Annotated in this window: 14 protein-coding genes; 1 reads left to right on the top strand and 13 read right to left on the bottom strand. The window is 67.7% G+C overall.

Translation table 11 applies throughout. The features are described from left to right. Nucleotides 1-109 precede the first annotated feature (109 nt). Entirely contained in the window at nt 110-376 is a 267-nt protein-coding gene (locus ACTAQI_RS17820) for a hypothetical protein (RefSeq protein ID WP_457947625.1), read from the top strand. Between the two features lie 40 nt (nt 377-416). Here the strand turns inward: ACTAQI_RS17820 and ACTAQI_RS17815 are convergent, their stop codons facing one another. The 13 genes from ACTAQI_RS17815 to tilS all read right to left on the bottom strand — a co-directional run bounded on the left by ACTAQI_RS17815 (nt 417) and on the right by tilS (nt 12490). Further along, nucleotides 417-1346, bottom strand: a complete 930-nt coding sequence (locus tag ACTAQI_RS17815; protein WP_457947623.1) for a 4-phosphopantoate--beta-alanine ligase — start codon at nt 1344-1346, stop codon at nt 417-419. Continuing rightward, on the bottom strand, nt 1347-2240 hold the full coding sequence (locus ACTAQI_RS17810) for a Rossmann-like and DUF2520 domain-containing protein (protein ID WP_457947621.1): 894 nt from the start codon (nt 2238-2240) through the stop codon (nt 1347-1349). Then, nucleotides 2233-3897, bottom strand: a complete 1665-nt coding sequence (locus ACTAQI_RS17805; RefSeq protein WP_457947620.1) for a PH domain-containing protein — start codon at nt 3895-3897, stop codon at nt 2233-2235. Before ACTAQI_RS17805 ends, ACTAQI_RS17810 begins: the two co-directional genes overlap by 8 nt. After that, complete coding sequence (locus tag ACTAQI_RS17800) at nt 3894-4406, bottom strand: PH domain-containing protein (protein WP_457947619.1); 513 nt, start codon at nt 4404-4406, stop codon at nt 3894-3896. Before ACTAQI_RS17800 ends, ACTAQI_RS17805 begins: the two co-directional genes overlap by 4 nt. Then, nucleotides 4387-4935 carry a DUF3180 domain-containing protein gene (locus tag ACTAQI_RS17795; protein WP_457947617.1) on the bottom strand — a complete coding sequence of 183 codons (549 nt, stop codon included), beginning with the start codon at nt 4933-4935 and terminating at the stop codon, nt 4387-4389. Before ACTAQI_RS17795 ends, ACTAQI_RS17800 begins: the two co-directional genes overlap by 20 nt. Next, entirely contained in the window at nt 4932-5477 is a 546-nt protein-coding gene (gene folK, locus ACTAQI_RS17790; protein WP_457947616.1) for a 2-amino-4-hydroxy-6-hydroxymethyldihydropteridine diphosphokinase, read from the bottom strand. Before folK ends, ACTAQI_RS17795 begins: the two co-directional genes overlap by 4 nt. Then, nucleotides 5474-5866 carry a dihydroneopterin aldolase gene (gene folB, locus ACTAQI_RS17785; RefSeq protein WP_457947615.1) on the bottom strand — a complete coding sequence of 131 codons (393 nt, stop codon included), beginning with the start codon at nt 5864-5866 and terminating at the stop codon, nt 5474-5476. The genes folK and folB overlap by 4 nt, the downstream gene beginning before the upstream one ends. A gap of 13 nt (nt 5867-5879) precedes the next feature. Then, on the bottom strand, nt 5880-6818 hold the full coding sequence (gene folP / locus ACTAQI_RS17780) for a dihydropteroate synthase (protein ID WP_457947614.1): 939 nt from the start codon (nt 6816-6818) through the stop codon (nt 5880-5882). Between the two features lie 9 nt (nt 6819-6827). Continuing rightward, the gene (gene folE / locus ACTAQI_RS17775; RefSeq protein WP_457947613.1) at nt 6828-7472 is read right to left on the bottom strand and encodes a GTP cyclohydrolase I FolE; all 645 of its coding nucleotides are present in this window, start codon (nt 7470-7472) and stop codon (nt 6828-6830) included. Between the two features lie 9 nt (nt 7473-7481). Continuing rightward, on the bottom strand, nt 7482-9545 hold the full coding sequence (gene ftsH, locus ACTAQI_RS17770; protein WP_457947612.1) for an ATP-dependent zinc metalloprotease FtsH: 2064 nt from the start codon (nt 9543-9545) through the stop codon (nt 7482-7484). A gap of 172 nt (nt 9546-9717) precedes the next feature. Beyond that, nucleotides 9718-10809: a LacI family DNA-binding transcriptional regulator gene (locus ACTAQI_RS17765; RefSeq protein ID WP_457947611.1), complete on the bottom strand. Its 1092-nt coding sequence runs from the start codon at nt 10807-10809 to the stop codon at nt 9718-9720. Between the two features lie 25 nt (nt 10810-10834). After that, a complete protein-coding gene (gene hpt / locus ACTAQI_RS17760) occupies nt 10835-11386 on the bottom strand; it encodes a hypoxanthine phosphoribosyltransferase (RefSeq protein ID WP_041651844.1) in 552 nt (183 codons plus the stop codon). Nucleotides 11387-11416: 30 nt separating this feature from the next. Continuing rightward, the gene (tilS, locus tag ACTAQI_RS17755) at nt 11417-12490 is read right to left on the bottom strand and encodes a tRNA lysidine(34) synthetase TilS (RefSeq protein ID WP_457951100.1); all 1074 of its coding nucleotides are present in this window, start codon (nt 12488-12490) and stop codon (nt 11417-11419) included. Nucleotides 12491-12573 lie beyond the last annotated feature (83 nt).

Here is a 12573-nt window from a genome sequence, read left to right as displayed (position 1 = left end):
TGCAGGGGAGACAGACTGGTCTTTCCCGCTGTACTGTTTTTCCTACGCAGTTCTTTAGAACACCGCAACGGCGCACCCGAGGTCGCCGGTTTGGAGCAAGGAGGCCCCAATGTCAGCAGAGCGGATGTTCCAAAATGTCCCGTCGGATCCCGATCCCTGGATGTCCAGTGATACGCCCGCCGAGGTCAGGCAGTTCGCCATAGAGTCGCTCCGGTGGCAGGCGCAGGAAATCATCGATGAGCTGCTCGGCGGCGAGGACCCGAGTGAAGAGCTTGCCAGGGCCCGCCTCCGCCGCTGTGTCGCCAGGAACCCGGACCAGCCTGAACGCGCACTGCTCGAACAGCTCATGACCAGCCGGGACCATTCAGGCCTGTAACGGGCACCGCCCGGAGAGGCGCCGCCACCAGCCCGGACAGCTATGAACTCAGCGGCATGTTGTCGATCAGCCGCACCGGGCCCACCTTGGCCGCGATGAGTGCAAGGGCCTCGCCACGGAAGGGCGTTTCCCTGCAGTTCTCGGCCAGCGGCTCAAGGGTTCCCGGATCCACCACATCGAAGTAGTCCAGTTCCACCAAGGGCTGGGACTCCACCAGCGCCAGCGCGGAATCAAGGTCAAGCGGCTCATGGGCGTTCGCCCGCTCATCCAGCAGCCGCAGTGCCCTGGACAGAACCAGCGCGGCGTCCCGCTCCGCGTCTGACAGGAAGCGGTTCCGGCTGGACAGCGCCAGCCCGTCCGCAGCGCGCACCGTGGGCACGCCCACGATCTCCACAGGGAAATTCAGGTCGGAAACCATCCGCCGGACCAGCGCCAACTGCTGGGCGTCCTTCTGCCCGAAGTAGGCCCGGTACGCAGGCAGGCCGCCGTTGGTGGAAGCCCCGCCTGCGGAGCCGGCCGGGAGGCCCGCCGCCGGCACCCCGTAGTGCAGCAGTTTGGCCACGACGGTCAGGGCACCGTCGAAGTGTCCGGGCCGGGAAGCACCCTCCCATTTCTCCCCAAGACGGCCGGACGTGATCCGCACCAACGGCTGCCCGCCCGGGTAGACCTCTTCCACGGAAGGAGCGAAGGCCAGGTCAACGCCCTGCTCCTCCAGCAGCGCAAGGTCCGCGTCGAGCGTCCGTGGGTAGCGGTCCAGGTCCGCGGCGTCACCGAACTGCAGGGGGTTGACGAAGATGCTGGCCACCACCACGTCATTGTTTTCGACGGCGGTGCGCGCCAGCGCGGCGTGGCCCGGGTGGAGTGCGCCCATGGTGGGCACCAGCCCCTGGGAGGTCCCGCGTTTGGCGCTGAGGAGCCTGGCACTCTCGGCCCGCAGGCCGGCCACGGTGGTGACGAGTTGAATGGACATTCAGTCTTCCTTCGGATCGAGGGCCTCGTGCAGCCCCTTCAGCTGGTCAGGTTTCAGCAGTCCGCGCCCCTCAGCGCGGCGGGCGGTGGCGCGGGCCATTGCAAGGTAAGCCTCCAGCACATCACCGTGCCCGCCGCCGTCGAACTCCCGCAACGCCTCCGCATGCGCACGCACGGTCCCCACGTCGCCGCGGGCAACCGGGCCGGTCAGCGCCGACTCCCCCGAGGCCAACGCGTTCTCCAGCGTGGCGCGCAGCAGCGGACCCAGCATGCGCTCGGGCGATTCCACCCCCACCTCGCGCAGGAGCTGCGACGCCTGTGCCACGAGGGTGACGAGGTGGTTGGAACCATGGGCCAGGGCCGCATGGTAGAGCGTCCGGTCGGCCTCTGCGATGGCCACGGGCTCCGCCCCCATCTCCACCACCAGTGCCTGGGCGATGGGAAGCATGGCGGCATCGGCCGTCACCCCAAAGGTGCAGTCGAGCAGCCGGGTGAGGTCCAGGCTCATGCCCGTGAACGTCATGGCCGGGTGCAGCGCCAGCGGAACGGCGCCGGCGGCGCGTACCGGATGCAGTACGCCTACACCGAACCGGCCGGAGGTATGCGCCACGAGCTGTCCGGGCTGCCAGGCCCCGAGCTTCGCCAGCCCCTCCACCAGGCCCGGCAGGGCGTCGTCGGGCACCGCCAGCAGCACCAGTTCGGCGCGCTCAACGATGTCCTGTACTTCAAGGATGGGAACGCCGGGGAGCAATGCTTCAGCCCGCTCCCGGCTTGCGTCGGAGACCGCTGACACCCCCACGACAGCGTGCTCGGCGGCGCGCAGGGCCGCGCCGAGCACTGCCCCCACCTTGCCGGCGCCGATGATTCCGACGCCGAGGCGTCCGGGCTTAGCCATGCTGCTGGCCTTCCTGTTGGTAGTGGGTGCGGGCTTCATTGGCTGCCGGCCCGGGGAGCTCCGCCGCAGGCAGTGGAGACCCAGGCAGCGGAGTTGGAGTCAGCGGCGTGGGCACCACAGCGGGCACAACCTGCCGCAACCATTGTTCGGTGGTTTGCCGCTTCCTGGCCAGCCGGGCACGCGCCGACTGCTCATTGAAGAGTTGCCGTGCCTCGTCCAGGCCCGCCTGGGTCAGCCGCGGGGCAACGGGTCCGGCCGTCGTGTGCAGGACCAGGTCCGCCACCCGGAACCGGCGCGCCACGGGCCCCTGGTGGAGCGCCAGTGACTGCGTGCGCTGGTGGGGAACCAGCACCAGTTCCCGCCACCAGCGCCCGGAGCGGATCAGCAGGGCCGTGTCCGTAGCGGCGAAACCGTTCCGCCGCCAGGCCAAGGGCGCCAGCAGCCGGGCCCGCCGCGGCGTGGTGACGAACCCGCCGTCGGAATCCCTGCCTGTAAGGCCCGCGGCAAACACCGACGCCGGCCTGTCCGTTCCGGGGTCCGGCAGGACCAGGGAAAGCATGGCCATGACGTCCGCGAGCTTGCCCACCGGCAGGAGGATGGTCCTGGTGTTGCCTTCCACGGCGTTGCCGGATGCCCCGTAGCCGGCCACGTTCACCTGCATCCGGTACCAGCCGAACGGCCGCCACAGCGGTGGCTGGGCAATCTTCACCGCCTGGATCCGGCCTGGTGGGAGCGTCTGCGTCTGGGTGTCCAGCAGCCCGTACCGCAGCCGGATGCCGTCCGGTGAGACCGATGCGGTGAAGTTGTAGCCCTTGTTGAAGAAGTTCCAATAGCTGGCTGCGAGGCCCAGTGCGGCAGGCACCAGATAAAAGTAGAAGGCGCGGTTGTCCGTCAGCGTAGAAAGGAGCACCGAAGCGAAGCCGCCCACCACGATAAAGAAGCTTTGCTCGCTCAGCAGCAGCGACCCGATAAGGCGCGACGGCGGCACCGCAAGGACCGTGAATTCCGGCGCCTCGGGTGCGGGCGTACCAAAGTGGACTGCCGTGGAACGGCCATCCGGACCGGCGGCCGCCACGGAACCGGCGCCGGAAGAAGCCACGGATACAGCGCCGGAAGCGCGCGCCAGGATGGTGGCGCGCAGTTGGCGGGCGTCGTCAATCCTGAGGTACGCCAGGCGCACCGCGGATTCGCCGGCATCGGCAACCTCGAACTTGAGTTCGGCCAGGCCAAAGATGCGGGCCAGCAGGGGCTGCACAATGTCAATGGCCTGCACCCGGTCCAGCCGCGCCTGCCGGTGCTGGCGGAAGATCAGCCCGCTGTTGACCCGGACATAGCCGCCGGAAACCTGATACTTGGTGAAGTACCAGGTCAGGACGAACCCCAGGACCGCCACGGCAAGCACCACCGCACCACCGCCCAGGAGCCACGGCGCACGCCTGGCGAACCCGTCCTCAAACACGGGCTGGCCCTGAAGTGTCCGCTCAAACAGGTCCCGGCCAAAAAAGAATGCGATGGCGGCCAGTGCAACCCAGCCGCGGACGAAAGGTGAGGCAGGATGCACCCGAAGCCATTCGCCGTCGGGCGTTCCTCTGGTTTCCGGGCTGGCTGCAGCAGGCGGCAGCGCCGGCGGCCCGGGCAACGGACCGTCAGTGGTCACAGTCCTGCCAGCCTGGCTTCGCCGCGGGCGGCCAGCTGTTCCCTCAGCCTGGCACCTTCCGCTGCCGGGAGGCCGGGAATGCGCGCATTGGTGCCGGGCGAGGCCGTGTGCAGCTTCACGGTGCACAGGCCCAGCCCGCGCTCCACCGGCCCCACGGCGATGTCCACATACTGCATGCGGCCGTACGGGACCGCCATGGTGCGCTGGAAGAAGATGCCGCTCCTGACCAGAAGGTCGTCGTCGCGCTCGGCGTAGCCGATGGCCCGGACCTGCCGGGGAATGAGGACCAGCCGCCACAACGCAACCAGCAGCGTGACTGCCGGAACGGTAACGGCCAGCCACAGCGGCGGCCACCGCCACCACCCCAGGAGGACGAACACCAGCGGCGCGGACAGGACCAGCACCGCGGCAAGGTTGGCCAGGGCCCATTCCACCAGCCGGACTGTGATGTATTTCGGCGACACCCGCTGCCAGGCGATCCCCGGCGGGTCAATCGCCCCGGTATGCATATTCGCCTTCCCCCGCGGCTTCCCCGCGGGCAGGCCGGCCTTTCTTCCCGTCAACGCCGGTGGTGTCGCCGTCTTCCGGCGGGATCCGGCAGAAACGCTCCACGACGAGCCCCACCACGATCATCACCAGGCCGCCGCCGGCCATGCCCAGGGCCAGCCAGGTGATGCCTTGGTCGCTGCGCAGGCTCCAGATCCGCAGCTGGTCAAGGAAGATGCCAACATGCCAGCCCAGCAGCACCGTTCCCGCGTATGCGCACGCCTGCGCCAGGATCAGGGTCCGGGCAGCCAGCAGCGGGTCCAGCTGGGTCTTCCTGGCAGTGCTGTTGGGCTTGAGGCTGTTGCGCCATCTCAGGACACGGATGCCGAGGATAAGCGTGATGATCACGATGACGCCCATGGTGGCAAGGGCGGTAGCCGGCAGGACCGGCGTGGCCATGCTGTACCGGCTGGTGACAACTGTGGCCGACCAGCCTGCGACGGCCAGGATGACGCAGATCAGCAGCAGCCGGAGGGGGTTGATGGGCTTCATCGCTCCTCCACCGCTCCCGCCGTCGGCATGCCGTCAAAGTCCCCGAACCCATCAAACGGGGCGAGATCGTGAAAATCCTCCGCCTGGACCGCCAGTGTGCTGATCCGTTCGCCGTTCAGCGTGGCGGCGGGTTCGATCAGCGACCACGGGTACAGGACGAACGCCCGTGACGCCGCCCGGGGGTGCGGGATGGTCAGGGCGGGGTCGTCGCTGCGGAGCTCGCCGTAGGTGATGATGTCGACGTCGAGCGTCCGCGGTCCCCAGTGGACCTCGCGGACGCGGAGGTGCTTGTTCTCCACCGCCTGGCAGTGTTCCAGCAGTTCCTGCGGCGTGAGGATGGTTTCCACGGTGATCACCATGTTCAGGAAGTCCGGTTGCCCCGGCGGGCCGCCCACAGCCTTGGTCTGGACGATGGGCGAGACCGCGAGGAGCCGGACTTCCGGTGGATCCACCAGGTCCGCCACAGCCTCGGTCAGCGTCTCATTCCGTTCACCAAGGTTGCTGCCCAGCGCGAGCACGGCCTTGGTGTAGATCCCGTTCATGCCGTTGCCCCGGACAGCGCAGGGGCGGCGGGGACGCGTTCCCGGTGGACCGTCACTGCCACGTCACCAAATGGGACCTGGATGGGGGCCTGGGGCTTATGGACAGTGATATCGACGGCCTGGAGCGTAAATTCGGCCAGGAGGCTGTCGGCGATCCGCACCGCCAGTGCCTCGATGAGGTTCAGGGGCTCCCCGGTGATCCAGTCGGTAATACGCTGCGCCACCTCGCCGTAGTGGGCGGTGTCCCGGACGTCGTCGGACTGTGCCGCCTCGGTGAAGTCCAGGTGGAGCACGGCGTCCACAACGAAAGGTTGGCCCTCCCGGCGTTCGAAATCGAAGACACCGTGATGGCCCACTGCGGTCACTCCGGTCAGCGTAATCCTGTCCATGGGTCCCCCGGCCCTATTGCGTTTTGGGTGCGGCTTGTGTCTTGGGTACTGCCGCCATGCGCGCGGCCACCTTGACGGCGTCCAGGCTGGAGCCGACGTCGTGCACGCGGACGGCCCAGGCTCCGCGGTAGGCGCTGATGGCGGTGATCGCGGCCGTGGCGCCGTCCCGCTCGTCGGGAGCGGCAGACTTTCCGGCGACGGTGAGCAGGGTGCCGAGGAAGCGCTTGCGGGATGCGGCCACCAGGACCTTGTGGCCCAGGTTGTCCAGCTGGTCCAGGTTCTGCAGCAATTCCCAGTTCTGGGCATCGTTCTTGGCGAAGCCCAGCCCCGGGTCGATGATGATCTGTTCCTGGCTGACGCCGGCGGCGTACAGCTTGTCCCGTACTCCTGCCAGCTCCGCCACCACTTCCCCGGCGACGTCCGTGTACTCGGCGAGCGAGTTCATGGTCCTGGCGTCCCCGCGACGGTGCGTGAGGACATAGGGCACCTTGGACGCTGCCACAAGCTCCACCATTTCCGGTTCGATGGTCAGCCCGGAGACGTCATTGATGATGGCCGCGCCGGCCTTCAGGGCAGCGGCTGCGGTGGAGGCATGGGTGGTGTCGATGCTGACCAGGGCGCCGGCCTTCACCAGCGCTTCGATCACGGGCAGGACGCGGCGCTGTTCTTCATCCGGCGTGACATCCTCGGCACCGGGCCGCGTGGACTCGCCCCCGACGTCGATGATGTCTGCTCCCGCGTAGAACATCCGCAGGCCGGCCGCAATCGCGGTGTCCGCAGTCGCGTGCTTGCCGCCGTCGCTGAACGAATCCGGGGTGACGTTCAGGATGCCCATGACCAGGGTGCGGCCGGTAGGGAGGTCTTCGAAGCGCGCGGCCGGGCGGGGCTTGCGCAGGATGGGCAGGGGTGATGTTGCGGGCCCCGTTCCAGGGGCTGCAGCGAGTGAATCCATGGTCTGTGGTTACCTTCCGAGGATGAGGCTCATGGCTTCGGCACGGGTGGCCGGGTCATGGAGCTGCCCGCGGACCGCACTGGTGACGGTCTTCGCTCCGGGCTTGCGGACGCCGCGCATCGACATGCACATGTGCTCGCATTCAACAACGACGATGGCGCCACGGGGCTTGAGGTGACGCACCATCGCTTCGACAATTTCAGTAGTAAGCCGTTCCTGCACCTGGGGGCGGCGGGCGTAGATGTCCACCAGCCGGGCCAGCTTGCTCAGCCCGGTTACCTTACCGTCGTGCGAGGGGATGTAGCCAACGTGGGCCACCCCGTGAAACGGCACCAGGTGGTGCTCGCACGTGGAGTAGAAAGGAATGTCCTTGACCAGGACCAGTTCCTCGTGGTCCAGGTCGAAGGTGGTGGACAGGACGTCCGCGGGATCATGGTGCAGTCCGGCGAACACCTCGGCATAGGCCTTGGCCACCCGTTTGGGGGTGTCCACGAGGCCGCCGCGGTCAGGGTCCTCCCCGATGGCCAGGAGGATTTCGCGGACGGCTGCCTCGATGCGGGGCCGGTCCACCTTTTCGCTTTTCGAGCGGTGGGAACCGTCCCCCGCCGGGTAGGCGGCGGAGGCGGGAACGTCGTCGTCGTCGAAGTGGGTCACGGTGAAAGCTTAGCCGCGAAGGGCGTCAGGCCCCGCGTCGGTGACTCCACCCTGGAACGGTGCGTCTTCCGGGACACCTTGTGGGTGTGGAGGCTGGGCGTCGAGCGGTTCGTCCAGCCGGGCCTTCTTGGCCTCTTCCTGCGCTTCGCGTTCCGCCCTTTCCTGGCGGGACTCCACGGGCCCTGCCATCTGGACCGGACGGGTCTCCTTGGACAGCCACACTTCGCGGAAATCGCGCTTGCGGATATCCCGGAAAATGTCCGCGATCTCGGCCTGGTTCAGCGTTTCGCGTTCCAGAAGTTCCAGGGCCAGCCGGTCCAGGACCTCGCGGTTTTCGGTGAGGATCGCGTATGCCTCGTCATGGGCCCCGTCAATCAGGCGGCGCACTTCCTCGTCCACAACATAGGCGATCTGGTCCGAGTAGTTGCGCTCGTGCCCGGCGTCGCGGCCCAGGAACGGTTCCCCGCCGCCCTGGCCCAGGCGGACCGCGCCGACCCGTTCGCTCATGCCGTACTCGGTGACCATCTTGCGGGCAGTGCCGGTGGCCTTCTCGATGTCATTGGAAGCACCGGTGGAGGGATCGTGGAAGACGATCTCTTCGGCGACCCGGCCACCCATGGCGTAGGCCATCTGGTCCAGCAGTTCGTTGCGGGTCACAGAGTATTTGTCGTTCTCCGGCACCACCATGGTGTAACCCAGGGCGCGGCCGCGGGGAAGGATGGTGATCTTGGTGACCGGGGCGGAGTTCCGCAGCGCCGCCGCCACCAGGGCGTGGCCGCCTTCGTGGTACGCGGTGATCTTGCGCTCGTGCTCCTTCATGACGCGGCTGCGCTTCTGCGGGCCGGCCATGACACGGTCGATCGCTTCGTCCAGGGCACGGTCATCAATGAGGTTTGCGTTGGAGCGGGCGGTGAGCAGCGCGGCCTCGTTCAGGACGTTGGCCAGGTCCGCGCCGGTATAGCCGGGGGTCTTCTTGGCCACGGCCTTGAGGTCAACGCCGGGTGCCATCGGCTTGCCCTTGGCGTGCACCTGCAGGATCTGGTCACGGCCGATCAGGTCCGGCGCATCCACACCGATCTGGCGGTCGAAGCGGCCGGGACGCAGCAGGGCCGGGTCCAGGACGTCGGGCCGGTTGGTGGCAGCAATGAGGATCACGTTGGTCTTGACGTCGAAGCCGTCCATCTCCACCAGCAGCTGGTTGAGGGTCTGCTCACGTTCGTCGTTGCCGCCGCCAATGCCGGCGCCGCGGTGGCGGCCGACGGCGTCGATTTCATCCACGAAGATGATCGCGGGCGAGTTGGCCTTGGCCTGTTCAAAGAGGTCGCGGACGCGGGATGCGCCGACGCCGACGAACATTTCCACGAAGTCGGAGCCCGAAATGGAGAAGAAGGGTACGCCGGCCTCGCCTGCGACCGCGCGGGCCAGCAGGGTCTTACCGGTGCCCGGAGGGCCGTAGAGCAGCACGCCCTTGGGAATCTTGGCGCCGACGGCCTGGAACTTGGCAGGTTCCTGCAGGAATTCCTTGATTTCCTGCAGTTCCTCCACGGCTTCGTCGGAGCCTGCGACGTCGGCGAAGGTCACCTGCGGCATGTCCTTGCTGACCATCTTGGCCTTGGACTTGCCGAACTGCATGATCTTGGAGCCGCCGCCCTGCATGCGGGTCATGAGGAACCAGAAGAGTGCGCCCAGCAGGATGACCGGGATCAGGAGGGAGAGCAGGCCGGAGAACCAGTTGCTTTCAATCGGCTGGTCAGTGAAGCCCTGGGCCGGCTTGGCGTCGGTGACAGCCTTCACCACGTCCTGCGCGCGGGCATCGACGAAGAAGAACTGGACGCTCTTGCCTTTGTCCTGCCCGTCCACCTGCAGGTTGTCCTTCAGCGTGAGGTCAACGCGGTTCTCACCGTCGAAGATTTTGGCCTGCTCCACTTTGTTGCTGGAGAGCAGTTCCAGGCCCTTGTCCGTATCGATCCGGGCCGCACCGCCGGGAGCGAGCGTTGCAAAAGCCACAAGGAGCAGACCGACCACAACGACGATCCAGATGCCCGGGCCTTTGAAGAAGTTCTTAGCTTTCATCTGTTCGGGGCTGGCCCCGTCCCTTCCGGTAGTGCTTCACGGCGAGTAGTCTGCGCGCGTGATGGTGCTGCGTCAGCTTCTAGCTATACACCGTCCGGAGTAAATCACGCATAAAGAAAAGCAAAAGTTCCCTGTGGGCGTAGCGGGTGCGCCAGCCTGCCGGGCGGGCGCTTCAGCGCTGTTGCACGGCGATGTTTGGCGCTGCCACGGATCCTCGCATGGCCGGCCGGCATGCGAGCAGCACCGGGTCCGGCCGGCCTGGGAGCTGGACCGCATCGGCTTCTGCCCGATCACGTTCGATCCCGTCGATCAGCCGGTTGGCTGCCCACGCGCCCATCTCATAGTGCGGCAGGGCAACTGTGGTCAGGCCCGGGTGGAGGTTTGCGGCAATCAGTTCCTCGTTGCCGAATCCGATAACGGACAGGTGGCCCGGGATGGACAGCCCCCGTTCCGCGGCGGCGCGGTAGGCCCCCATGGCCAGGCGGTCGTTGCAGCAAAAGAGGGCCGACGGCGGGTTGCCGGCTGCCAGGATCCTGCGGGCAGCCGCGTACCCGCCTGATGCATCGGGCGACGACGTCCCTACAGGGGCGGAGGCACCATTCAGTCCTGCACGGTTCAGTGCGTCCCGGAAACCCTGGAGGCGCTGGCGGGCGGAAGGACTCTCTTCTGCGGTGTTGAGGAATCCGATCCGGGTGTGGCCCGCCGCGAGCAGTGCCTCCACCGCAGCTGCGGCTCCGCCGTATTCGTCGGCCAGGACAGCCGGAAGGCTGCCGTCCGCAGCAACGGCATCCACCAGGACCGCGGGGACTTTGCCCAGGGCGGCGGGGGCCTGCAGGACCCGCTGGCAGCTGGCCACATAGAGGATTCCGTCCACCTGGCGCTCCAGGAGGGACTCCACGCCGGTTTGGCCGGGCCCCGTCCCGGCCTGGCCGGATTCCGTGCCGGCCTGCCCTGGCGTGTTGACGATCATCAGGGTGTAGCCGCGGGCGCGTGCCGCCTGGTCTGCGCCCAGGATGATGCGGCCGGCGTGCGGCGTGGCGGCCACGTCCTCACTGACCAGGCCCAGCACACCGGACCTTCGGCTCCGGAGCGCGCGGGCCAGCCGGCTGGGGCTGTAACCCAGCCGGACCGCCGTCGACCTTACTTTTTCGCGGGTTTCCGGGCTGACCCGGGCAGAGGCGACGTCGTTGAGGACGTGCGAGACAGTGGTGACCGAAACGCCGGCTTCCAGCGCGACGTCCCGGATTCCTACGCTGCTGCCCACGTTTCCCGGACTCGCGGGAAGGGGGTTACTCGTAGACGTGCGGGGCCAGGGTGCCCACGAAGTCCAGGTTGCGGTACTTTTCGGCGTAGTCCAGGCCGTAGCCCACCACGAATTCGTTGGGGATGTCGTAGCCCACGTACTTGACGTCGATCTCCACCTTGGCGGCGGTGGGCTTGCGGAACGCGGTGCAGATTTCCACGGAGGCGGTGCCGCGTGATTCCAGGTTGGTCTTCAGCCAGGACAGGGTGAGGCCGGAGTCGATGATGTCCTCGACGATCAGCACGTCCTTGCCCATCAGGTCCGTGTCCAGGTCCTTGAGGATCCGCACCACGCCGGAGGACTGGGTGCCGGAGCCGTAGGAGGACACGGCCATCCAGTCCATGGAGATGTGGCTGTGGAGTGCCCGGGCCAGGTCCGCCATGACCATCACGGCGCCCTTGAGGACGCCCACAATGAGGATTTCGCGCCCTTCGTAGTCCTTGTCGATCTGCGCGGCGAGTTCGGTGATCCGCTGCTGGATCTGTTCCTTGGTGTAGAGAACGTGCTTGAGATCTGCCTGGACGTCGTTTGAATCCACCAATGGCTCCTGTTTAGATGCGGGGTGCGACTATTTTGCGGGCGGCTTTTGAGGCCGGAATACTAGCTTCCCACAGCGCGTGCGTTCGCGGGGAACGGAACCGGCGCTGTCCGGGGTCCCTGGAGCGGCAGCGTCCTTCGATTCCTCCAGCTGCGCCAGTGACAGGCGGTACACGCTCACACCCCCCGGGAGCTCCACAGGACCGGCCGAGCCCTGCCGCCGGAGCAGCGCTTCCGCCGCCAAAAGGCGCCGGTAGCTGGGCTGCTGCCCGCCGGCGTCGGCCGCTGCCTTGGCGATGACGCGGAACCTGATGGCCGGGGCCAGGGCGCGCAACGCCTCCTCCGGCAGGCCCAGTTCGCCGGCGCCGCGTTCCACCAGGGACGCGTAGGTGCTTTCCGCCACATCCTCCAGGTAGTCGGCGTCCAGCTGGAGGATGGCGGCGGTCCGGGCCAGGGATTCGGCGACGCCGGGGCCGAGTTTTTCCTCAAGGTGCGGGAGGACCTCCACCCGGGTCCGGGACCGTGCGAACGCGGGATCGGAGTTGGTGGGGTCGTGCCAGGGATCCAGGTCCTCCACGGCACAGATCTCCTCCGTGTCTGCCCGCCGGAGTCCAAGGAACGGGCGCAGCAGGACAGTGTTTCCTGCGCCCGAACGGGCCGGCCGCATGCCCGCGAGCGAACGCGTGCCGGAGCCACGGGCCAGGCCCAGCAGTACCTGTTCGGCCTGGTCGTCGAGGGTGTGGCCCAGCAGGACCGCCTCCGCGCCCTGCTCCGCGGCTGCGGCCTCAAGGGCGGCATGCCGGGCCTCGCGGGCCGCAGCTTCCGGGCCCATGCCGACGCCGGCCACCGTGACGGTGCGGATGTCCACCGGTTCCAGGCCAAGCTCTTCCAGTGCCGCCGCGGTACGGGCGGCGATATCGCCGGAGCCCTCCTGCAGTTGGTGGTCCACCACCACGGCACCCACGGTCAGGGGGCGGCCGTCCACGTGGCCACGGCGCGCGAAGTACGCGGCGACGGCGGCGAGGGCCAGGGAATCGGGCCCGCCGCTGCACGCGACGACGACGTGGCGGGGATAGCCGGCATCGGCCAGGGCGTTTTGCAGCAGTTTGCGCGCAGTGCCGACGACGGGTGCGAGCCTGCCCGGCCAGCGTCGTCCACTGCGCCGGGGCGGCACAACGGCGCGCGGAA

This window comes from Pseudarthrobacter sp. alpha12b, from assembly GCF_054130495.1.
This window is presented reverse-complemented; position numbering and strand designations above follow the sequence as displayed.